The following is a 21,028-nucleotide window of genomic DNA, read 5'->3' as shown; positions in this document are numbered from 1 at the left end:
CAGGCCTCATTAAATCTGGGTTTGCGGGTGGAAGGCCGCAACGTGACCCAGCGTCGGACAGGTACGTGATGCTTCATAACAATCTTCAACACACGGATAGAATGCGGCTGCCGGTAAACGGACTGCCTCAACCCGCCCAGGCAGACGGCGGAGGAATCACCGACGTCATCAATTTCGGCATCGGGCTTCTAAGGCGCCAGTATCTCGTCATTCTCGTCACTGCCGCACTCGCCACTGCGGCCAGCCTGCTCTACCTCCATTTGGTCCCTCCAACCTATACGGCGCAGATTCAGATCCTCTTGGCCAATCCAAGGCCTCAATTTGTCCAGCAGCAATCACTTCTAGCCGAGCCGGCTTTCGACCTCAGTCAAATCGAGACTCAGTTACAGCTCCTGAGGTCGAAGGCCACCGCGGCTGCGGTAATCGATCAGCTGAAACTGACCGAAGATCCGGATTTCAAGCCGTCCGGCCTATCTTTTCAGTCGCTCTGGCAACGAGTTCGGTCGTTGGCCTCAACCGGATCGAAGAAAGATGCGCCACCCGAGACGCATGGCGAACCATCGGACAATCTCGTAGACACATTTCTCAGTCGGCTCTCCGCTGGACGGATCGGATACAGCAACGTCATTGAGATCAGCTTCAGTTCGAGCAACGCAGCCAGAGCCGCCGAGATCGTGAACGCGGTAGCCAACACTTATGTTGCAGACCAGCTCAATGCAAAGTTCGACGCCAACCGCAGGGCGACCACCTGGCTGCAGGAGAGGTTGCGCGATCTCGGCGATCAGGCCCTCGCTGCACAACGTGCCGTTGACGTCTACAAGGCCCAAAACAACATCGTTTCTCTGGACGGAAAACCCATCGACGAGCAACAGATCACGGAAACCAACAATCGATTGGCCGCGGCACGTGCTCAAACGTCCGAAGCCACCGCCAAGTTGGCTCGCTACGACACCCTCCTTTCTATCGATCCGAAAAAGCCGTCCTCGATTGACAATCTGGATGCTATCGGGACCGACGCGCTGAACAGCCAGATCATTACGGGGCTGCGCCAGCAATATCTGGAGCTCACCAGACGTGAGGCCGAGTTAGCGGCCAGGGTCGGTCGCGACCACCTGGCCGTCGTCAATATCCGGAACCGCGCGAGAGAGTTCCGCGTCTCCATCTTCGACGAGGTCAGGAGACTTGCAGAGGTCAGCCGAAGCGAGTTCGAACTCGCCAAACAGCGCCAGGAAGAAATCGAAAAGCAGTTATCGCGAGCCGTTTCGCAGTCCCGTTCGGTCAATTCTGCTGAACTCACCATCAAGGATTTGGAAAGCCGGGCAAAGGGCTTGCGTAGCTTGTACGAGACCTTCCTGCAGCGTTACATGGGCTCCGCACAGCAGGAGACATTTCCCACATCGGACACGCGTGTACTCTTTCCGGCGTCGCCGCCGGCGAGCAAGAGCAAGCCGAAGACAAGGTTGGTACTGGCGCTTGGCATTCTCGGCGGTCTCGCGCTAGGCATCGGCTTGGCACTCCTCAGGGATCTAATGGACCGTGTCTTTCGGACTTCGTCACAAGTGGAAACCGTGCTGGAGTTGCCTTGTCTATCTATGGTCCCATTGTTGCCGGCCGGCAAATCTCCGAAAATACCCGTTCGCCTCCAGAAAACAGATGATGATGTTCAACAACGGATAGTTTCATCTCCAACCGCAATTCATCGGACCGTGATCGGAATGCCGCTATCTCGATACACCGAGGCGATTCGTTCTATCAAGCTGGCCATCGACCACAATCCGGGGAAGGCGCAGGTCGTCGGCGTTACGTCTGCCCTACCGAATGAGGGGAAGACCACGATTGCAGCCTCGCTCGCGCAACTAGTCGGGCACACCGGAAAGAAGGCTATCATCGTGGATTGCGACCTCAGGAATCCCTCGCTAACTGCCATCTTTGCGCCAAAAGCGGCCTGTGGAATCATCGAAGTTGCAAACGGCAGCCGGTCGCTCTCCGATGCAATCTGGCGGGATCCGACGACCAATCTTACATTTCTGCCCGCCGTGCGGCCTGGACCTCTGCTCCACACCAGCGAAATTCTTTGCGCCGACGCTATAAGCAAGCTGTTCGGCCGTTTACGCGCCGAATATGACTACGTCATCGTCGACCTTCCTCCCCTGACCCCGTTGGTCGACGTTCGGGCCACTTCATCTCTGATTGACTGCTACATTCTCGTTGTTGAATGGGGCAGGACAAAAATAGATGTCGTACAACACGCACTGCACACGGCACCAAACATTCACGATTCGCTGATTGGAGCAGTTCTCAGCAAGACGGACACTAAGGCGATGGCCCGATATGACGGTCATCGAAGCTACTATTATCATGATAGCCATTACATCCGTTATGGTCTTTCTGGCTCTTGAGGCTGTCTCATAGCGGCCCGCACTCATCTGACGTGCGAGATCAGCGGAGCGGCCGCACCACACGACGGTGTTTACATGATGGTTCGGCTTGTCATATTGGCCGAGTTAGTGGCGATTACCGCGGCGTTTGCAATGCCTGAAAGCCTGCAAGGCTGGGTGGTGGCATCCCTGGTACTTGCAGCGGCGGCGCTGGTGGTCGCGATCTCTCCATCGTCCTCCTCCCTTGGGCTCGCCAAACTGCTTCGGCCCGGTCTCGTTGTCGTACTCGCGGCTCCGGTGCTCTGGATGGCGTTGCAGGCAGTGCCGATGCCGATGGGCAAACTCGGCAATCCCATTTGGGCGGCTGCATCGGCGGCCTTGAACGAGCCGCTCGCCCAAATGATCACAGTCGATACCGGGGCGACAATATTCTCGCTGGCGCAGTATTGCGCTGTACTCGCCGCGGCCCTCATCACGGCCGTCATCTCGCTTGACCGATATCGCGCGGCGCATGTCCTGCACATTCTGCTGTTGATAGCCACAATTGCTACGACCATGTGGTTCGACAAGGAAGCAACCGCTGTCGCCGGGCCAAATGGCTCAACAGTCGCAGTGCTCGGTGTCTTGCTCTCCTGCGCAACGGCAATACGAGCGGTCGATCAGTTGTTGCGACACAGTCGGCCAGGAACAATTGCGACAGCCCCGCTCCCTGCTCTGTCCGCCGCGACAATTGCAATGATGATCTGCATGGCCGCGCTGCTTGTTCGGGCCAATTCAGCTGCAGTCGTTGCCGCCCTCCTCGGATCTGTAATCCTGCTCTCAGTATTTGCTATTCGCAGGTGGTTTCTAGGCTTGTGGGGTACTGCTGGCGTTCTCGCAACCACCGCGATCGTCTTCATTACCATCGCGACAGTCATTCCCTTCAAGACGAACACCGACCTGACGATCGCCTTGTCGACGAGCAGTCAGAGCGCAACAGAGCGGATGCTCCAGGACGTTGGGCTGGCGGGATCCGGCGCGGGTGCTTCGACCGTGCTCTTGCCGGTTTACCAGGACGTTGAAGTCGGCGCCTCGCGAGAAAGGCCAACTGCCGCCGCCGCGATCGTTATTGATATGGGGTGGGCCTTCCTTTGCGGGCTCGTGGTTATTGCAATGCTCGGCGCTTGTATTCTGATGAGGCGCTCTCTGTCGCGCACCTACGATTACGTGTTCCCAGCCCTGGGCGCTGCCGCTTCGATTGCAGTGACGGTACTGGCCTTTTCTGACCACGGAATTCTGGGTTTGGGCGCGTCGCTTCTGGCCGCCGCCCTTTTTGGGCTGGCGTGGGGGCAAAGCGTTCCCGGCGCGGGACGCGACGTCATATCCCTGGAACCAAAAGAGACCTCCGACCGGATCGCAGTTCAAGCACCGGCGTCTCCTCGGAGGTTCGCGTCAGCATTCGTCACCATGTGGCCCCGCATCACCTTGATGGTGCTTGGAATCGTACTGATCCTGCAGGCAGTATGGATGGTCCTCCCTGAGTTGTATCTCGGTGGGCGATCTTCCTTATTGTCAGCTGTGTCGACTGCAACAGGCTGGCCGAACGGAATCTCGAAGCCAGGTTCGGTAGCGGCAGCCCGTGAAGACCTATGGATCCGAGGCGGATCAAGATTCAACTGGGATTCGGCTGTAGCTGCGGACGAGCAACGGACGGCTCCTGTAGTGACTTCGAGTGTGCTTGCTCGTGCATTGCGCTCTTCGCCGCTCCGGGGCGACATTTGGCTCATGCTCGCGGCGAGGTCGAAGCACAATTCGTCCCAATCCAGCACGGCAGCGATGCTCAAGATGTCGTACTATACCGCGCCGAACGATTTGGATCTGGTTCCGTTACGCTTATCCGTCGCACTGGCTACGGATGGCGTGGTACGGGAGCCTGAGTTTCGTGAATTGATCAAGCGGGACATCAGCCTCGTCGTTAGACATCGGCCAGCCCTCAGGCCGGCGTTTGTGACCGCATACCGGTCAGCCTCGGCCGACGGGAAGATCTATCTGGAGGGCCTGATTTCGGAACTGGATCCGGCGTACCTCGACCAAGTGCGCACGCGGAATTCCCAACAGGGTTCTCGATAAGAAGCCACGACCTTTGATCAACAGGCGCTCGCGGTTCCGGCGACAATGGGGCGCACGAATCAAATTGCCGGAACCGATATTTCCACTTGATAAACTTGAGTAATTAATAATAAATTAAATATTAAATAGAAGGGCCCGCCATGAATTTCGTGAACCGACATTTCCCCGAACGGGAGGTTACGGATCGTGTCAGTCCCAAGCCTGCAATATCCCGCCAGCATAAATGGCCTCTCCGTTATGATGCGGTCGAGCACGTGGCGCTTGGTGCGGATATTGCAACCATTCTATTTGCGAGCATCGTTTCTACATTGCTCTACCAGGCTCAGCATGGGCAAGCCGCAGTCGGCTTGGAGAACGCACTTGGCCCGGCGCTAGTCAGCGCAGCTTGCCTCGTTTGCCTGCTGAAGACCTATGGGCTCTATCAGCCGGTTGAGCTCCTTGCCCTCCGAAATCAGATACGCGTGGTCTGTCTGGCTTGGGCGTCGTCGGTGCTTTTCATTTGGGCGGTGTACGGCTTTGCAATTCACCCGGGGGCATCCCAGCAAGCAGGCCTGCTCTTCGTCGTTATCGGTCTGGGTTTGCTTTTGGCCGAGCGGTGGGGAGTCAAGGTGCTTCTCGGAAGAGCCCTGAGCGGCAGAAAGTTCGCCAACACAAATATCGTTCTGATCAGCGATCAACCATTGTCGAAGAACGTGGGATTGTCCGAAACCCTGTCTATGCACGGATATTCCGTGAAGGGACGATTCAGCTTGCCTCCATTTGGCTTCGGTCCTGCCAGCCGAAGGCGTCTCACGGCCCGCGTCATCGACCACATTCGCACCTGCCAGCTCGATCAGGTGGTGGTGGAAGCAGACCCGGAGCGATGGCCTGAATTGCGAGCCTTTGTTGCCGATTTGCGCGTATTGCCGTTCCCGATCATATTCGTGCCCGTCGGCACAACGTCCGAATTGCTTCGACACCCTAAGCGGAGTCTTGGAAGTGCTGTTTGCGTAGAACTCCAGCGTGGTCCCCTTACGCCGCTGGAGTGCACGATCAAACGGACGATTGATGTTGTCGGCGCGGGCCTCGCCCTCGCTATGTTCGCTCCGCTACTTGCGCTGACTGCAGTGGCCATCAAGCTAGATTCTCCCGGCCCTGTATTCTTTCGCCAGCAGCGCTGTGGCTTCAACGGCCAGATATTCTTGATACGCAAATTCCGGACGATGCATGTGCTCGAGGACGGGCCTGTGATCCTTCAGGCCAACCGCGCCGATCGACGCGTCACCCGCGTCGGCAAATGGCTGCGCCGGACGAGCTTCGATGAACTGCCACAGCTGCTAAATGTTCTCGACGGCAGCATGTCGCTGGTGGGCCCGCGTCCTCATGCCGTGGCTCACGACAGTGAATTTGACAAGCTCGTGCGCAACTACGCGCTTCGCCACCGGGTCAGGCCGGGATTGACCGGCTGGGCCCAAGTTCATGGCTGCCGGGGCCCTACCCCCACAGCAGTCATGGTCGAAACACGTGTCCAATATGATCTCTGGTACATCGACAACTGGAGTCTCGGGCTGGATCTCGCAATCCTGCTGCGGACGCCCGTCGAGGTTCTAAGAGGGCGCAACGCCTACTAGACCCAAGACTTATGGGAGTTTCGCCGGCTTTTAGGTCGCCACAATCCTGCCAATCAAACAGCCTCAGTCACGCCCGCTGACGAAGCTTCGGACTTGCTTCGCCAATGCGAAAATCCTCAATTCTCCGACCAGACTTCATTGCAGCAACCAACCACCGCGGCCGCTTGCCACGCCCCGACCAGGTCTCGGATGTCTGCGGATTCCGATATTTCGGCAGCACGCGCGGATACTTACGTCTCGGCTTGCCGGTGGAAGACACGCCTTCCCGGCTCGAATCCGCCAAAATAGCCATCCCGCCCCCAAGTGCCGCTAAGCGCTTTTCGAGTTCGTTCTTTTCCGCCTTGATCCGATCGGACAGAATTCCGCTAATCTCCTCATGAAGCGACCAGAGATCGTCGAGGGACATCGTTTCTAACTCGAGTTTCTTCGCTGACATGCTCTCACCGTGTAGTTGCGCCCAATCCAATATTCTCCCTGTCGATATTAATCAAGACAGAGAAACTGATTATCCCAAGACAATGTGTGGAACCGAACTCGCCCACCCAGATAACCGGGTCGCGGTTATTAATCAAGCCGGTAAAATGAGCAAGCTTAATTTTAACCGCGGGCACGCACCACCACACGCGCTAGTTGCGGGTGGTTAGCTGCGGCCAGGAAACCGCTCAAGCGCCGTGGAAGGATGAGGAATCAAGCTGTCGCCCAAACGATCCGCCCCGCCTCAGCCTGCATCTTAGGGACGGGCGGCCGCTTTTCCGTCGTTCAGGAGCCCTTACCGCCGTGCGGCTGTCCCATAGACGCAGACGCGAGCTAATAACCTCGATATCCTTCAGCGCACGCCGTCTGAGTTCGATTTGGAGCCTAAGGGCCTGAATGTCCGTCACGGCAATCGAGGGAACCACAAACCGGCGGACTGAATCCTGAAGACGTTCAAGAGGATACTCAATCAAGACTACGCTCCTACCCGCGCCTCCAGCAGCTTCTTCACCTGCCGAGGTCAATTAATAAAATAATCGTCGCAATAATCATTAAATAATATATAACAAAATTTATTGTTGTCAATTTCAGCGCTGACTCGGGTCAGTCGAACGGTGACGAGAAATGCTATGCGAAGGCAAGATCTCGAAGCCATGGATTTTGAGGAACTTTGGCTTCTTCACGAGGAGCTAACGAAGATCCTTGCCGAAAGGATCACCGCCGAGAAGCGGGAACTTGAAAAGCGTCTTGCGCAACTCAACCAACCGGAACAATTCGGTGAAGCTGAAAGTGGGGCGGCTGAGGCGGGGGCAGACCAACCGCCCCGACGCAAATACCCGAAGGTCATGCCGAAGTACTACAACCCGCTCCAGCCAACTGAGACTTGGTCAGGACGTGGTAAGCAGCCCCGCTGGCTGGTTGCCGCCCTCCAATCAGGCCACACGCTGGAGGAGTTCAGAATCCGCGAGAAGGGCGAATCTTCCGAACGGAATGCTAGTGGCCGAGAGCATTCCTAGCTGGGCGCGACTGGACGCACCGCGGGGCGGCTGAGAATGTTTGGCCCTGCGGATTCCCGGCAGCCCCCTCACCTGGAGCAGGTAGCGGATCGAAAACTTGCTCTACCAAGAGACCTGTTGCCACCATGTCTCGAAGGCGCTCGTGTGACGGCTTCAGGCTCTAGACCTTTCCCGCCCGAACTGCGGTCGTCGCATTCAACAGAAAGTGCAGGGTGCTCGCTCTTGGCACAGACCACAATCCACGTTGATGCGCGCTAGTTTTTGTCGAGACAGTAGTCGCCTCCCGGCGGTAACTTCTGATATCCAGAATGTTCATCGCCAAGAGAGGCACGCGTGTGGCCGGAAAGCGTGCTTGCATCAACTGTCGCATGAACTGCAGTCGGGGAATCAGTCGGGAACGTAATGCGTGTGGAACCTCCACGCCAAGCAACTCAGCAAGAGCGAACAGCTGGGTTTCAACCGCATTTTTCATCAATTCGCCCGAGACAAGAGAGGTAAGCTCTTTCCAATCGAGGCCCTCGGCAGAATTGTTCAGATCGCGTAATTCAACAAGGTGCCGCAGGTCGAGATCGCCGAGCCAATATCCATAGTCTTGAAACTGATCATGGATGATCAACATAAGCGCTCTGTAGGCAGGCGTCGGGATATACACGCGTCCGCGCCCCAGCGGAGCGGGGACGCAACGGTTCAGCGGATGCCCGACGCTCTCGTAGAGGTACGCAGGGCCTGGAGCTGCCTGCTGCAGGTCGATGGTCCCGACATCCTGTGAGCGATTCAGCTCGACATGCCATCTCTGGCTTTCGGGAGGGGTCTCATAGTCAATATCGTAACCAATTGCGCACAGAGCGGAGACAGCCAATTTGGCTTCGTCCGGCATAACCATAATGTCCAGGTCAGACATTAACCGAACTCCTCGTCGCTCCTCCGGCGCGGTCGCCAGCGTCGATGCCCCCTTGAGCATGATCGGCGTAACTCCAAGGCCGTTCATCGCGATAACAGCTTCTTCAAGTTGAGCGACGAGCCGATTGTTTCGCAGCACGTTTCGGCGGTGGATCTGGCGAATGTATCCGCAGACGTCCTTCGGCAGGATCTGTGCAAATTTGTCGACAAAATTGATGAGCGCCGGCGTCGTCAGAGTCTGATTTGCGAGCCCGACTACGGACATCCACTCGACGTCGACTGGTGGCATGCCTTGCAGGCAATTGCAAAGACTCGTCAGGGCCGTGCTATGCCTTGCCATTGCATAGATCCATAAGTACGTGCCGAGCCTCCACAGCCTCGCAGTAGGTCAACTGAAGCGACTGCGCCCCCAGGACTATCCGCTTCAATGCGAGAAAGCCGACTCGCGAAAGTCGGCCGTCGGCAGCAAATGCATTCTCGATGAGCCGCTTCATCGAATCCAACTGATCTATCACGGTCAATTCGGCCGGACCGCTCGCTATGCGGTTCAAGAAGATGATCCAGCTTGCGGCAAAGCATTCGTGGTGCGCATCCGGAATAGGCACGTACCGCACCAAAACGCCGTCGGAGCGACAATGCGTCGCGTGGTACCGGTCCCCGTGTAGTCGCGAGAGCAAGTCCCACGACCCCTCCTTCAAGGTGACAGCAAACGGAAGGCCGCAAATCGTTCCGTCAGCTCCACCCAGCGCAACATCATCCCCGGCATACCGAAGTCCGGCGTTCACCAGCTGCAGAGTAAGGGTAGACTTTCCAGCTCCCGGTTGGCCGCACAACAATAGGCCCATGCCGTCTTTGACCAGAGAAGCGGCGTGAAGGGAGAAGACCCAACGATCGCTTCGAATAAGCCGCTCGGTGATGTGCGCTTTGATCGTAGGTGCCAGTGCTTCGACTTCACATCTGGATACGCTGGAATCCTCACCGCGCAAGAACACTTGCTCGTCCAGCATCATTGCCTCAATCGCAATGTCGCCGTGACCCCCGGCGCCCTGATCCGGGACGCAAAATGGCGAAATCAGCCGTCTCAGGAGGTCGCGATTTGCAGCCCGGACACCTATTCTGTGCCGACCCAGAATCGCCGAGAAGGCACAATCGATCGGCATTCGCCAATCGACTTCGAGCAACGCTCGATCGATCCAGACATTGACGAGCTCTCGCGTGAACCGGCGTGCCGTGTGATCGTCAATGTCTAGCGTCCCAAGCTCCTGATAGATCTCTTCCAGAGAGGCACCTTGCGACAACTTACACCAAACGAATGCCCCTACTCCGTCCAGTTCAAAGATCTTCTGCCCTGTTTCGCTGAAAAGCACTGGTCGATCGTCCAGCAGCGCGAACACTGCATCCGAAGCTGGTCTCAACATCATCTCTGCCGACGATCTTTCCAGCACGGCACCAACCAAATCGAAGCAGTCTGCCTCGTCCTGTAGCGACGAGGCGAGGACAGCTCTGGGATACTCTCCACGGCCCTCGGCAGCCTACCAAGTTCGATCTAACCCGTCCGCGGCGCGGCAATTCCCGTCTGCCGGGCACAAGTCACCCAATCGGTCTCGGTTCGTAACGACAATACAGTCAGTCATGCCACAGCTGGCCGCCCTGTTCTCTCCCTGCCGAGAAATGTTCAACACCTGCTCTCAAAGAAAGCTCGCGCGCGCTCAACCGATGAGCATCCAGGAGGTACCGATAGGTTTCACGATCGGCACTGCGTTCTCGCAGAATGCGCTCCTTCTCGCCAATGCCTACCAGTTCCGCGCGCATCTGGGCCAAGTGCGGCGTATCGGGGGCGAGGTCGTACTCACCAAGGGTTAAATCCCACATTGTCTCCTCCAGCCGAATGAAACCTGGACGAGCTTAGCTTACGTGATCGCCAGCAATTAACAACGACATTTATAGCATTAACCGATAATCAAAATTTATTTCAGATTTGAACCACCCACAACCGTCCGTTTACAAAGTCAAATCGCGGCGGCACCCGTACCGTGGGAACGGCTGAGTATGCGAAGGATTTGACGTTTTCGACAATGACAGTCCCGCCGCGGCGCCCCCGAAAAATAAACCGGTCGAGAGTCGTAAACCGGACCGACAATGCGAATTTAATTGCACATTAAATGATGTACGAAGATATTAACGAATTGCGCGCGGGGGAGTAAGACGAGTGATCCGATTGGCTGATATGTCCGACAAGAGGAAGGTGTCGATTTCGTTGCGGGCGAAGGATTCCGCACGAAGCCGCAGGGATCTGGGGATGATAATTGTGAGGGGCCCCCCAGAAGCTTTCAGTTGAGGTCGAAGCCTCATTTCAAGGCCCGCGCGGGCCAAAGAATTCACCCAGCAAGAATCCGGTCGGTTGGAGAACCGTCGTCACGAGCAAACTGCCCGTTGCTCGAACATTGACCCAGGTGCGATGCCCCCAAGAAACCTGCACCGTCGAGAGCGCACTCCAGCCGATCGGCCCCTCTTATTTATTCGGCAGATGCTTCAGGGAGGTTCACATGGGTATGATTATGGTCAAGTGTCCCAAAACAGGTCGCGCGATTCCGACCGGCATCAAATCCGATCGTGAGACTTTCCTGCGGAGCATCGTTTTCTTCGGCAATACTCGTTGCCCGACTTGTCAGGCCGATCACAGCTGGTTCGCTCGCGAAGCCTGGGTCGAAGAGTCAATCGTTCGGACGACGAATATCCTTGGTGCCGCTCCCTCGTGCTGATGCAAAATGCCGTGGCCGTTTCAGAGAGTGCGCCCAAATTCTCTGGTTTGAGACAGCCATCTCCATTGCAGCGCATTGGAACGCTCGAAAATATTCCCCGTGTATCGTCGTAAAGCGAACGGACGGCCCCAGGAGCCATCGCTTAGACGCTATTGGCACGTCATCACAAATTCGAGCTTCCCGTCACGGATTCGGCAAGGCTTGTTTGGGGGTGTGGTAGTGAGTAGCGGAGTTTGTAGCCTGGCTGTTCTGCGTCACACAACGATCGAACTCGTTAGCCTGCTGGCTCAATTGAACCGGCTCCGGGAGAGAGTACGAAGGGCGGAAGCACGGCGCTCGGTCGACAGACGACGGTCAGCGTCGGCGCCGCGCGCGCGAAAGCCACGAGCAACAAGGTATCGCGCGCGAGCTACCCAAGCCGCTGCGTTTCTGATCACCGTCTGGCTGGATTGAAGACCAGCATGGATGTGCAAGCCATATTCTCTGAAATCTGCAAGCCTTCTGTCCCGTCTATCCCGCTTTCACAAGCGCCCGGTTCGACTTGCCTTCCAAGGGCCTCTCTTGATCTCCCGGTGCACGCATCGTGCACACGCCACCTTCTAATCCCTTGAGAAGCTTGGACTCTCGCTCCAATCCATCATCGGAGCCACAGAAAATCGATAGTCTTGCGATTTCAATGATTTACCTTATCATCTCAATAGGATGAAACACGAACTGTGCACTCCAAACTAGCCGAAATTGCACACGTTTGTACCCGTTTTGACCTCTCGGTGCACACGTAGCGCACACGAATTGGGGAGTGTACACGGCCATGGCCAGCTTCACTCAGTTGCCTTCCGGGAACTGGCGCGTCCAGGTCCGCCGCAAGAACCGCTACGTGTCAGAGACCTTCCGTCGACGCAAGGACGGCGAAGACCGGGCGCTCGATATGGAGCGATCGACCCAGTGGATCCCCAAAAGCCGCGCGCTGCCGTCCAAGCTGCCAGGCAGCGGAGGCGTTGAACATCGCTAGCTCCAGCAATCGAGATCCAATTGGAGCCAAGTCGCGAAAGGTTCGTCCGTCCCTGGGACAGAAGCTCGCCGAGGAGGCGGCGCGTGGTCCTCTCGCCCCCTAGGAATGAGCAGGCCCGGACGGCGCCACATCCAAGCGAACCGCGATCCCGTCCAGATCCGGGCTCGGCGCCGGATAAAACATCATGACGAGTGGATCGTGACCTGGAATGATGTGGTTCGAATCCGGCGCCGCGGCGCGCAGCTTGTCGAACCCCACCAGCATGTCGCCGACATGAAACGCCGTCGTGAATGGGCGCTCGCTTGTCATGTTCTCGTAGAAATGACTGACGTCGGAGGCGAGCACGACAGGGCCGCGGCGCGTGTTGACACGGACGAACTGAAGACCGGCGGAGTGCCCACCGGCCGCATGAACCGTCAGTCCGGGTGCGATCTCAGCGTCGCCATCGTAGAACAGCACCCGCCGTGCATAGTTCAGCCGCACGATGCCGCAGACGTCCTCCACCTCAAAGGAATGCGACAGACGCGGATATTGCATGTAGCGCCCGGTGGCGTAGGCGAGCTCGCGCTCCTGGAGATGAAAGCGCGCATGCGGGAACCGGTCGAAATTGCCCGCATGGTCATAGTGCAGATGCGTGAGGATGACGTCCTTGACGTCGCCGACGTCGATATCGAACGCGGCCAGCGTCTCCACCGGGCAGCGCAGGAAATTCCGCCCGCGCTGCCTGGCGACGTCCGCGTTGAAGCCGGTGTCGATGACGAAGCTGCGCCCGCCTCCCCGCGCCAGCCACATGAAATAGTCCATCGGCATCGGGCCATCATGCGGGTCGCCGCCGATGAAGTGCTCGCTGCGCTGCGCATCCCGCGTCGCGTAACGGATGGCGAAGAGCTCGTATTCCGGGTCTGCCATGGGGCTTCCAATCGAGCGGACGCGGTCAAGAACCTGCCGCGTCGACCTCGTTGAACGCCTCGCGCGCATTGCGGAAGGCGTCGATGCCGGCCGGCACGCCGCAATAGACCGCGACCTGGAGCAGGATCTCCTTGATCTCTTCTTTGGTGAGCCCGTTCTTCAGGGCGCCCTTGACGTGCAGCTTCAGCTCGTGCGGCCTGTTCAGCGCGCCAAGCATCGCCAGATTGACGATCGAGCGCGTGCGGCGGTCAACGCCGGGCCGCGTCCACAGCGCGCCCCAGCAGAACTCGGTCGACCATTCTGCCATGGTGCGCGTGAACTCGTCGGCGCCGGCGATCGACTTGTTGACGTAGTCCTCGCCGAGCACCTCTTTGCGCACCTTGAGGCCGTTTTCGAACAGTTCGGTCTTGCTCATGATCGTCCCTTTCCGGTCTTGCGACAGTCTAGTTGGAAGTTGGTTGGCGCGACGCCGACGGCGGTCGCAGCGATTGCAGGACCTTACCTACGTCATCCGCTGCATCGAGCCGCCAGACCGCGTCGATGACGCGGTCTGCATCCCAATCGCTTCGGCCAGTCCGTATGCCTTCGCGCAGCTTCTCTTCGATGTCGCGATCCGACAACGGTGCAGCCTGACTGCCGCGCGGCGACATCACCGTTTCAGTGAGCGCCTCGCCAGACGACAAGCGCAAGGTGACGCGCGCAGCTCCATCGGGCATCCGCGTATCAAGCTGCGCCCTCACCTTCTGCCGCAGCTGCGCGATATCGGGCCGGACCACCGTCTCGCGGGCAAATTCAGCGACCCCGGCCCTGCCGAGCAGCAAGCCGCACGCGACACAATGATGGATACTGACGCGCGCATCGCGCTCGTTGTTGACGGGGCGATCGCCGCGGGCAAGCAGCAGCGCCGAGCCCTGAACCGTCACGGCGTCAATCTGGTCGAAGTGCCGACCGATCTGCTCCCGCAATTTCAGACAGGCATCGATGACCGCATGGAAGACGATGCCGGCGGGATAAGGCTTGTAGGTGTTTTTTGCGATCTCCCAGGTCTTGCCGAGACCATCAAGCAGACGAGCAATATCCGGCTCATCCCCCATAGTGCGCGCCCACCCGAGCGGACCTTCAATCGCGCGCGGGGCCGCCTCATAACCCTGCTGCGCCAGCAATGCAGCGAACAGTCCGTTACGCGCTGCGTTGCCGACGCTGACGTTCTTGGCGGCACTGGGCAGGTTCTCGACATTGCCCGCGGACTGGCTCGCCGCGAGCCCGATGGCGTTCGCAATCCCCTCTGCTGGCAGGCCCAGCAGTTTTGCACAAGCCGCCGCGGCGCCAAAGATCCCGCAGGTCGAGGTGATGTGCCAGCCGCGCGCATAATGGCGCGGCGACACCGCATTGCCGATCCGGCACTCGATGTCCACTCCGAGGATGAACGCCGTGAGCACCTCGCGTCCCGACAGCCTGCGCGTCTCCGCGAGCGCCAGGACGGGAGCTGCGACCGGCGCTGCTGGATGAATGATCGTCTCGGGATGCGTATCGTCGAAGTCGAGCAGGTTGGCCGAGATGGCGTTGAGGAACGATGCGCTCATCGCGTCCATCTGCCGTGAATGACCGATGACCGTTGCGGTCGCCGCGCCGCTGAACGGCGACAAGGTTCGCATCGCCGCCATCACGACGGGATCGCGTGCGGAGCCGAGTGCCGTCGCAAAGAAATTGAGGATCGAGCGCCGCGCTGCGATGCTCTGCGCCCCCACGTCCGCCCATGACGCGGCCGCAACGACATCGGCGAGGGTCTTGCTCACGCTTGGAATTCGGTCTTGCGGCACGCCGGGCGTCTTCCTCGTTTTCTCGGACCATAAGACGATCCGCGGCAAACTGTCGACTCCAAATGTTATGCTTGACAGCTTGTCTGACAATCATAACAATCCGGCCGCTGGCGCGGGATCCCCGCCGCCGCAACGACGGCGGTCGTCCAGACCAGCTGGTGAAGGTAACGACAAGATCAAGACGGCGCGCCCATCATGGACCGCGCAACAGGGAGTGGACGATGGCGGGAGAGACGCTCGGCGTGATCGGAACGGGTCGCATGGGCGGCCCCATGGCGGGGCGATTGATGGACGCGGGCTATTCGCTCGTCGTCTACGACACGCAAGCTGACGCGACGCAGCCGTTGGTCAAGCGCGGCGCTCTCCTTGGCAACTCGCCGGCGGACGTCGCCTCCCGCGCCGACATCGTGCTCGCAAGCCTGCCGACGCCTGACATCGTTAAGGCCGTCACGCTCGGCCAGGACGGCATCAGCAGCGGCAACCGCGCGAAGATCGTGATCGACCTGTCGACCTCGGGCCCTGGCGCGGCGAAGCTCGTTGCGGAGGGCCTCAAAGCCAAAGGCATGACGCTGGTCGATGCCCCGGTCAGCGGCGGCATCAAGGGCGCGGTCAACGGCACCCTTGCCGTGATGGTGTCGTGCCCGCAGCCGACCTACGAGACCGTGCAGCCGATCCTGAAGAACTTCGGCAAGCTGTTCTACACCGGTGACAAGCCCGGCGTGGCGCAGACCGCCAAGCTCGCCAACAATCTGATGGCGGCGGCGGCGCTGGTGATCACCTCGGAAGCAGTCGCCATGGGCGTCAAGGGCGGCGTCAATGCCAAGGTGCTGATCGACATCATCAACGCCAGCAGTGGCCGCAACAGCGCTTCCGAAGACAAATTCCCGCGCTCGGTGCTGCCGGGCACATTCGATTTCGGCTTCGCCACCGGTCTTTCCTACAAAGACGTTCGTCTCTGCGTAGACGAGGCCGAGGCCATGGGCGTGCCGATGGTTTGCGGAGCGGTCGTGCGGCAGATGCTGGCGATCACCAATGCCAAATACGGTCCATCATCCGATTTCACCTCGATCGCAAAGGTGCTCGAGGAGTGGGCCGGGGTCGAGATGCGCGGCTGAGCGCGAGAGCTTTTGGGAGCACCATTTGCGATGACGAACGGCTCGACCGGATCCGGCAAGCTATCGCTCACGCGCCGGATGGCGCGGAGCGCACTTGCAGTCGATCTCGGCGATTTCGGGGCCGACGTCGTTGCGAAGGCAAAGCTCTGCCTGCTCGACTTCCTCTCCTGCGCCTTCGAGGCCTCCCAGCATCCCTGGAGCCGCCAGGCCGTTGCGATCGCACAAGGTGGCGGCGGAGCAACGATCATCGGAACGTCGCAACTCTCTTCGCCGGCCGATGCCGCCTTCGCCAATGCCGTGATGGGGCACGGCCTCGTGCGCGAAGACATGCACGCGGCCAGCATCGCGCACCACGGCGTCGTGATCTGGCCGACGCTGCTCGCGCTGTCCGAACAATCGCCGCTGGACGGCGCGAAGCTGCTGACGGCCGCCATCATCGGCTACGAGACCGGAGCACGGATAGGCCGCGCGTTGCTGACCTCCGATCTCGCTCGCCTCTACCGTCCGACCGGCCTTGTGGCCCCCCTGGGCGCGGCGCTCGCCGGAAGCTTTGCGCTCGGCCTGTCGGAGGACGCAGCGACCAGTGCCGTTGCGATCGCCGCCAATACGTCTAGCGGGTTGAACGAGTGGCCGCATGCCGGCGGCTCCGACATGTATTTCCATCCGGGTTTTGCCGCGAGCAACGCGATCAAGGCGATCGGTCTGGCCGCGGCCGGCGCCTTTGGCTCCGAAACGATCCTGGAAGGCGAGGCCGGCCTCTTCGCCGCATATCGTCGCCAGGCCGCGCCGGACAGCATCGCGATCTTTCCTGACGGAGAGTGCGAGATCATGGCGGTGTACAACAAGCCGGTGCCGGTCTGCAATTTCGCGCAGACCGCAGCTCAAGCCGCGCTCCGCGTCTCGCACGAGCTCGCCGGCACCGATGAGATCGAGCGCGTCGTCATTCGCGCACCCGATGCTGCGGTTCGCTATCCCGGCTGCGATTCCCTGGGACCCTACCGCAATGCGCTCCAGGCCAAGATGAGCATTCCCTTCAGCGTCGCGGCGACGCTGGCGCGCGGCGAGATCGAGGAACAGAATTATGCCGAGCTCAATGATGTCGACATCATTCGCCTGGTCGCGATCACGGATCTAGAGGCCGATACCGACTTCACGGCCGCCTTCCCCGCCAAGCAGGGTGCGGAGGTGACCGTATTTCTGCGCGGCGGCCGGACCATCCGGCACGCGCTGCCCGACGTCATCGCCGCGACGCCTGCCGACATTCGCACGCGCTTCCGCGCCGCCGCTCACGGCGTCCTCGGCGAGGACCGTGCGCAGCGGTTGGAGCAGCTCATCGAGAACAGCGAACGGCTCGGCAATGCCGGCGACATCGCAGCGCAATGCCGCCTGGACACGGCGGAACGGGTCTTACGATCGGCATCATAAGAAGCGCCGGAGAGTACGGGGGAAAACATGGTCGATTTCGAGACCTGCTTAAGTTCGTCAGCCATGCGGAGCCGGGGCTGATGGAGGGATTTCTGCAAGCCCTCGCCGCGGGCGTTCTGATCGGTGCTGTCTACGGCCTGATGTGCGTCGGGCTCGGCCTGATCTTCGGCGTGATGCGCGTCATCAACTTCGCCCACGGCGATTTCATGATGCTGGGCATGTACACCGCCTTCTATCTGTTCACCGCCGCCGGCGTTCAATCGTTCTTTGGCAATGCCGTCGGACCGTTCGTCGCCATCCTGCTGGCAGGCCCCGTGCTCGCTGTCTTCGGCTACTTCGTCCACCTGGCATTGATCTCGCACGTCTCAGGCACGCGCACAGCATCGCTGGAAGGCGAAGGCCATTACGCCCAGCTCATCCTCACACTCGGGATTGCGCTGATCCTGCAGAACGGCGGCCTCCTCGTGTTCGGCTCGGTGCTCGCCTCGATCCGCACGCCGCTGTCGAGCACGGCCTGGGAGCTCGGTCCCTTCTTCGACATGAGCATCTTCCTCAACAAGGCCCGCAGCATCGACATGATCGTTTCGCTGGTCACGATGATCCTGCTCTCCCTGCTGATCACGCGGACGCGAATCGGCAAGTCGCTGCGCGCGGCGGCCGACAATCCGACCGCCGCGACCTATATGGGCATCGACGTCGACCGCGCGCACCGCACCGCCTTCGCGCTCGGCTGCGGCATCACGGCGATCGCCGGGGGCCTGCTTGCCACCAACTATCCGTTCCACCCGTTCGTCGGGCTCGAATACGTCATCGTCATGTATGCAGGTGTCGTGCTCGGCGGCATGGGCAGCATCATCGGCGCGTTCTGGGGCGGCATGACCATCGGCCTCGTGCAGCAGATGTCGACGCTGATCCTGCCGACGCAATTGCAGAACGCAGCGATCTTCGCCGTCTTCCTCCTCATCATCTTCTTCCGTCCGCAAGGCTTCTTCGGACGGATGGTGGAGAGGACGTGACCATGCTCCGGATGCGCTCCTTTCTGCCGCCCCTGCTGTTCACGCTCGCTTATGCCGCGCTCTCGCTCGGCGTCACCAATTCCTATTACCAGCTGATCCTGACGCTGGTGCCGGTGTGGGCGGTGTTCGGCCTCTCCTGGAACCTGCTCAGCGGTTATACCGGGCTTGTCTCGTTCGGCCACGCCGCGTTCTTCGGCATCGGCGCCTATGCGACTGCGCTCGGCCAGATCTACTTCGACATCTCCCCCTGGCTGCTGATCCCGGTCGCCGCCGCGCTCGGCGGCATCGCAGGGCTATTGATCGGCTTTCCGACCTTCCGCCTGCAGGGCCACTATTTCGCCCTGGCGATGCTCGCCTACCCGCTCGCCATCCTCTACGTGTTCGAGTGGCTCGGCTTCCAGGAGGTCACGCTTCCGATCAAGCGCGATGCACCGATCGCCTACATGCAGTTCTCGGACCCGCACATCTACACGCTGCTGGGGCTCGCGATCATGCTGGCGACCGTCGTGCTGACGCAAGTGATCGAGCGGTCCCGCTTCGGCATGGCGCTGCTCGCGATCAAGCAGAACGAGGCCGCCGCCGAGGCGGCCGGCATCAACACGCTCGCCTGGAAGCTGCGTGCAATCACGCTGAGCGGGGCCATCGCCGCCGCCATCGGCGGCTTCTATGCCCAGGTGCTGCTGGTCGTCACGCCGCAATCGGTGTTCGGCATGCTGGTGTCGGCGCAAGCGCTCACGGTAGCGATGTTCGGCGGCGTCGGCACGGTCTGGGGTCCTGTGATCGGCTCGGTGATCCTGATTCCGCTTGCCGAGATCCTGCATGCGGAGGCCGGCGACCGCTTCCCGGGCATTCAGGGCGTCATCTTCGGCTTCGCCATCGTCTGCGTGATCTTGCTGGCGCCGGAGGGACTGTTCTGGAAGCTGCGCGATCTGCTGCGCAAACGTATCGCGCCCAAGACCGCTGCGGCCGGTGTTGCCGAAACGGCGGCCGTCAACGTCACGGCACTGAAGCCCGCCCCGCGGCAGCGCGCCGCGGCCGGCGAGGTCATGCTTGAAGTGAAAAACCTCTCCCGATCTTTCGGCGGCCTCAAAGCCGTGCAGGGCGTCAGCTTCAAGCTGCATCAGAACGAGATCCTCGGCATCATCGGGCCCAATGGCGCCGGCAAGACCACGCTGTTCAATCTCCTCAACGGCTTCCTGAAACCGAGCGAGGGCGAGGTCTTGATCAGCGGCCGCAACATGTCCGGCCAGCGGCCGCACGTGATCTGCGAGGCCGGCATCGGACGCACGTTCCAGGTGATGCGGCCGTTCCTGCGCATGTCGATCCTCGACAATGTCGTAATCGGCGCCTATGTGCGGGCGCGGTCGGACGAGGAGGCACGCAAGCTCGCTGCCGACGCGGTCGCTCGGGTCGGTCTCTCTGCGGTTGCCGATCGCGTGGCCGGCGAGCTTTCGACCAAGGAGCTGCGGCTGATGGAGCTGGCCCGCGCGATTGCCGGCCAGCCGCGCATCCTGCTGCTCGACGAGACGCTCGCAGGCCTCGGCCACGGCGAGGCCGACGAGGTCGTCGCAGTGATCCAGCAGCTGGCGCGCGACGGAACGACCATCGCGATCATCGAGCACACGATGCAGGCGATGGTCCGCCTGGTCGACAGGTTCGTCGTGCTCGACCACGGCGCCGTCATCACCGAAGGCCTGCCGGAGGTGGTGACGCGCGACAACCGCGTGATCGAGGCCTATCTCGGCAAGAAATGGGTGGGCCATGCTGCGAATTGAGGGATTGAGCGCGGGCTATTCGGCCAAGCCCGTCCTGAACGACATCTCGATCAATGTCGGCGCCGGGCAGTTCGTCGCGATCGTCGGGCCAAACGGCGCCGGCAAGACCACGCTTTTCAAGACGATCTCCGGCATCGTCAAGCCGAGCGGCGGGGCCATCATCTTCGACGGCATCGACCTGCTCGCCGTGCCACCGCCGCAGCGCGCTCATCTCGGCATCGCCCACGTTCCCGAGGGCCGCCAGGTTTTCCCGTCTCTCACCGTGATGGAGAACCTGGAAATGGGCGCGATGACGGAGAGCGGCCGGCGCGACTGGCAGAGCAACATCGAGCGCATCTTCGAATGGCTGCCGGTGCTGAAGGAACGCCGCAACCAGTTCGCGGGCACGATGTCCGGTGGCCAGCAGCAGATGCTTGCGATCGGTCGCGGCCTCGCCTCCTCGCCGAAGCTGTTGATGCTCGACGAGCCCTCGATGGGGCTGGCGCCTTCGACCGCGGACTTCATCTTCGAGCGCCTGATCGATATTCGCCGGCAGTCCGGCCTGACCATGCTGCTGGTTGAGCAGCGCGTCGCCGAAGCTCTGGAATCCGCGGACCACGGCTACGTCCTCGAAGCGGGACACGTCGTGCTCGAGGGCAACAACGACACGCTGCGCGCCGACGATCGCGTGCGCAAGGCCTATCTCGGCATGTGACGACAAGAACAAA

At 60.3% G+C, this 21,028-nt stretch carries 17 protein-coding genes; 10 read left to right on the top strand and 7 right to left on the bottom strand.

Annotated elements, in window-relative coordinates:
* The first annotated feature begins 68 nt into the window (after positions 1–68).
* From ACFDR6_RS08140 to ACFDR6_RS08130, 3 genes are all read left to right on the top strand, one after another.
* Positions 69–2,399: a Wzz/FepE/Etk N-terminal domain-containing protein gene (locus ACFDR6_RS08140; protein WP_375858544.1), complete on the top strand. Its 2,331-nt coding sequence runs from the start codon at positions 69–71 to the stop codon at positions 2,397–2,399.
* A gap of 75 nt (positions 2,400–2,474) precedes the next feature.
* Complete coding sequence (locus ACFDR6_RS08135) at positions 2,475–4,487, top strand: hypothetical protein (RefSeq protein WP_375858002.1); 2,013 nt, start codon at positions 2,475–2,477, stop codon at positions 4,485–4,487.
* Positions 4,488–4,627: 140 nt separating this feature from the next.
* On the top strand, positions 4,628–6,097 hold the full coding sequence (locus ACFDR6_RS08130) for an exopolysaccharide biosynthesis polyprenyl glycosylphosphotransferase (RefSeq protein ID WP_317240042.1): 1,470 nt from the start codon (positions 4,628–4,630) through the stop codon (positions 6,095–6,097).
* A 67-nt stretch (positions 6,098–6,164) separates the two neighbouring features.
* Here the strand turns inward: ACFDR6_RS08130 and ACFDR6_RS08125 are convergent, their stop codons facing one another.
* Entirely contained in the window at positions 6,165–6,533 is a 369-nt protein-coding gene (locus ACFDR6_RS08125; RefSeq protein ID WP_317240043.1) for an H-NS histone family protein, read from the bottom strand.
* Between the two features lie 667 nt (positions 6,534–7,200).
* Between ACFDR6_RS08125 and ACFDR6_RS08120 the strand changes: the two genes are divergently transcribed.
* Positions 7,201–7,587 (top strand): H-NS histone family protein, encoded by a 387-nt coding sequence (locus tag ACFDR6_RS08120; RefSeq protein WP_317240044.1) that lies wholly within the window; start codon positions 7,201–7,203, stop codon positions 7,585–7,587.
* A 160-nt stretch (positions 7,588–7,747) separates the two neighbouring features.
* Here the strand turns inward: ACFDR6_RS08120 and ACFDR6_RS08115 are convergent, their stop codons facing one another.
* The 3 genes from ACFDR6_RS08115 to ACFDR6_RS08105 all read right to left on the bottom strand — a co-directional run bounded on the left by ACFDR6_RS08115 (position 7,748) and on the right by ACFDR6_RS08105 (position 10,359).
* The gene (locus tag ACFDR6_RS08115) at positions 7,748–8,827 is read right to left on the bottom strand and encodes a nucleotidyltransferase family protein (protein ID WP_317240045.1); all 1,080 of its coding nucleotides are present in this window, start codon (positions 8,825–8,827) and stop codon (positions 7,748–7,750) included.
* Positions 8,814–9,932 carry a PqqD family peptide modification chaperone gene (locus tag ACFDR6_RS08110; protein WP_317240046.1) on the bottom strand — a complete coding sequence of 373 codons (1,119 nt, stop codon included), beginning with the start codon at positions 9,930–9,932 and terminating at the stop codon, positions 8,814–8,816. The genes ACFDR6_RS08115 and ACFDR6_RS08110 overlap by 14 nt, the downstream gene beginning before the upstream one ends.
* A gap of 181 nt (positions 9,933–10,113) precedes the next feature.
* Positions 10,114–10,359, bottom strand: coding sequence for a hypothetical protein (locus ACFDR6_RS08105; protein ID WP_317240047.1), 246 nt, complete (start codon positions 10,357–10,359; stop codon positions 10,114–10,116).
* 1,701 nt (positions 10,360–12,060) lie between these two features.
* Between ACFDR6_RS08105 and ACFDR6_RS08100 the strand changes: the two genes are divergently transcribed.
* Positions 12,061–12,261, top strand: coding sequence for a hypothetical protein (locus ACFDR6_RS08100; protein ID WP_375858001.1), 201 nt, complete (start codon positions 12,061–12,063; stop codon positions 12,259–12,261).
* 99 nt (positions 12,262–12,360) lie between these two features.
* Here the strand turns inward: ACFDR6_RS08100 and ACFDR6_RS08095 are convergent, their stop codons facing one another.
* From ACFDR6_RS08095 to ACFDR6_RS08085, 3 genes are read right to left on the bottom strand one after another with little or no spacing between them, the layout of a single operon-like run.
* Complete coding sequence (locus ACFDR6_RS08095) at positions 12,361–13,170, bottom strand: N-acyl homoserine lactonase family protein (RefSeq protein WP_375858000.1); 810 nt, start codon at positions 13,168–13,170, stop codon at positions 12,361–12,363.
* 25 nt (positions 13,171–13,195) lie between these two features.
* Positions 13,196–13,585, bottom strand: coding sequence for a carboxymuconolactone decarboxylase family protein (locus ACFDR6_RS08090; RefSeq protein ID WP_212092539.1), 390 nt, complete (start codon positions 13,583–13,585; stop codon positions 13,196–13,198).
* Positions 13,586–13,613: 28 nt separating this feature from the next.
* Positions 13,614–14,966, bottom strand: a complete 1,353-nt coding sequence (locus ACFDR6_RS08085) for an MmgE/PrpD family protein (RefSeq protein ID WP_375857999.1) — start codon at positions 14,964–14,966, stop codon at positions 13,614–13,616.
* On the opposite strand from ACFDR6_RS08085, the gene ACFDR6_RS08080 reads away from it, so the two are divergent.
* From ACFDR6_RS08080 to ACFDR6_RS08060, 5 genes are all read left to right on the top strand, one after another.
* The gene (locus ACFDR6_RS08080; protein ID WP_375857998.1) at positions 14,927–16,105 is read left to right on the top strand and encodes an NAD(P)-dependent oxidoreductase; all 1,179 of its coding nucleotides are present in this window, start codon (positions 14,927–14,929) and stop codon (positions 16,103–16,105) included. The two genes, ACFDR6_RS08085 and ACFDR6_RS08080, sit on opposite strands and share 40 nt — an antisense overlap.
* Positions 16,106–16,135: 30 nt before the next feature.
* Complete coding sequence (locus tag ACFDR6_RS08075; RefSeq protein ID WP_375857997.1) at positions 16,136–17,530, top strand: MmgE/PrpD family protein; 1,395 nt, start codon at positions 16,136–16,138, stop codon at positions 17,528–17,530.
* 80 nt (positions 17,531–17,610) lie between these two features.
* On the top strand, positions 17,611–18,546 hold the full coding sequence (locus ACFDR6_RS08070; RefSeq protein WP_317240053.1) for a branched-chain amino acid ABC transporter permease: 936 nt from the start codon (positions 17,611–17,613) through the stop codon (positions 18,544–18,546).
* Between the two features lie 2 nt (positions 18,547–18,548).
* A complete protein-coding gene (locus ACFDR6_RS08065) occupies positions 18,549–20,321 on the top strand; it encodes a branched-chain amino acid ABC transporter ATP-binding protein/permease (RefSeq protein WP_375858543.1) in 1,773 nt (590 codons plus the stop codon).
* On the top strand, positions 20,308–21,015 hold the full coding sequence (locus tag ACFDR6_RS08060) for an ABC transporter ATP-binding protein (RefSeq protein ID WP_375857996.1): 708 nt from the start codon (positions 20,308–20,310) through the stop codon (positions 21,013–21,015). Before ACFDR6_RS08065 ends, ACFDR6_RS08060 begins: the two co-directional genes overlap by 14 nt.
* The last annotated feature ends 13 nt before the right edge of the window (positions 21,016–21,028 follow it).

It is taken from the genome of Bradyrhizobium tunisiense, from assembly GCF_042263385.1.
Taxonomy (GTDB): Bacteria; Pseudomonadota; Alphaproteobacteria; order Rhizobiales; family Xanthobacteraceae; genus Bradyrhizobium; species Bradyrhizobium tunisiense.
Note: the sequence above shows the minus strand (reverse complement) of the source record. Positions and strands in the feature narration are given on the sequence as shown.

Bases quoted from the DNA above. Each gene is read 5' to 3' on its own strand.
- ACFDR6_RS08140 (WP_375858544.1), top strand. From the start codon at position 69: ATGCTTCATAACAATCTTCAACACACGGATAGAATGCGGCTGCCGGTA.
- ACFDR6_RS08135 (WP_375858002.1), top strand. From the start codon at position 2,475: ATGATGGTTCGGCTTGTCATATTGGCCGAGTTAGTGGCGATTACCGCG.
- ACFDR6_RS08130 (WP_317240042.1), top strand. From the start codon at position 4,628: ATGAATTTCGTGAACCGACATTTCCCCGAACGGGAGGTTACGGATCGT.
- ACFDR6_RS08125 (WP_317240043.1), bottom strand. From the start codon at position 6,533: ATGTCAGCGAAGAAACTCGAGTTAGAAACGATGTCCCTCGACGATCTC.
- ACFDR6_RS08120 (WP_317240044.1), top strand. From the start codon at position 7,201: ATGCGAAGGCAAGATCTCGAAGCCATGGATTTTGAGGAACTTTGGCTT.
- ACFDR6_RS08115 (WP_317240045.1), bottom strand. From the start codon at position 8,827: ATGGCAAGGCATAGCACGGCCCTGACGAGTCTTTGCAATTGCCTGCAA.
- ACFDR6_RS08105 (WP_317240047.1), bottom strand. From the start codon at position 10,359: ATGTGGGATTTAACCCTTGGTGAGTACGACCTCGCCCCCGATACGCCG.
- ACFDR6_RS08100 (WP_375858001.1), top strand. From the start codon at position 12,061: ATGGCCAGCTTCACTCAGTTGCCTTCCGGGAACTGGCGCGTCCAGGTC.
- ACFDR6_RS08095 (WP_375858000.1), bottom strand. From the start codon at position 13,170: ATGGCAGACCCGGAATACGAGCTCTTCGCCATCCGTTACGCGACGCGG.
- ACFDR6_RS08090 (WP_212092539.1), bottom strand. From the start codon at position 13,585: ATGAGCAAGACCGAACTGTTCGAAAACGGCCTCAAGGTGCGCAAAGAG.
- ACFDR6_RS08080 (WP_375857998.1), top strand. From the start codon at position 14,927: ATGACGCGGCCGCAACGACATCGGCGAGGGTCTTGCTCACGCTTGGAA.
- ACFDR6_RS08075 (WP_375857997.1), top strand. From the start codon at position 16,136: ATGACGAACGGCTCGACCGGATCCGGCAAGCTATCGCTCACGCGCCGG.
- ACFDR6_RS08070 (WP_317240053.1), top strand. From the start codon at position 17,611: ATGGAGGGATTTCTGCAAGCCCTCGCCGCGGGCGTTCTGATCGGTGCT.
- ACFDR6_RS08065 (WP_375858543.1), top strand. From the start codon at position 18,549: ATGCTCCGGATGCGCTCCTTTCTGCCGCCCCTGCTGTTCACGCTCGCT.
- ACFDR6_RS08060 (WP_375857996.1), top strand. From the start codon at position 20,308: ATGCTGCGAATTGAGGGATTGAGCGCGGGCTATTCGGCCAAGCCCGTC.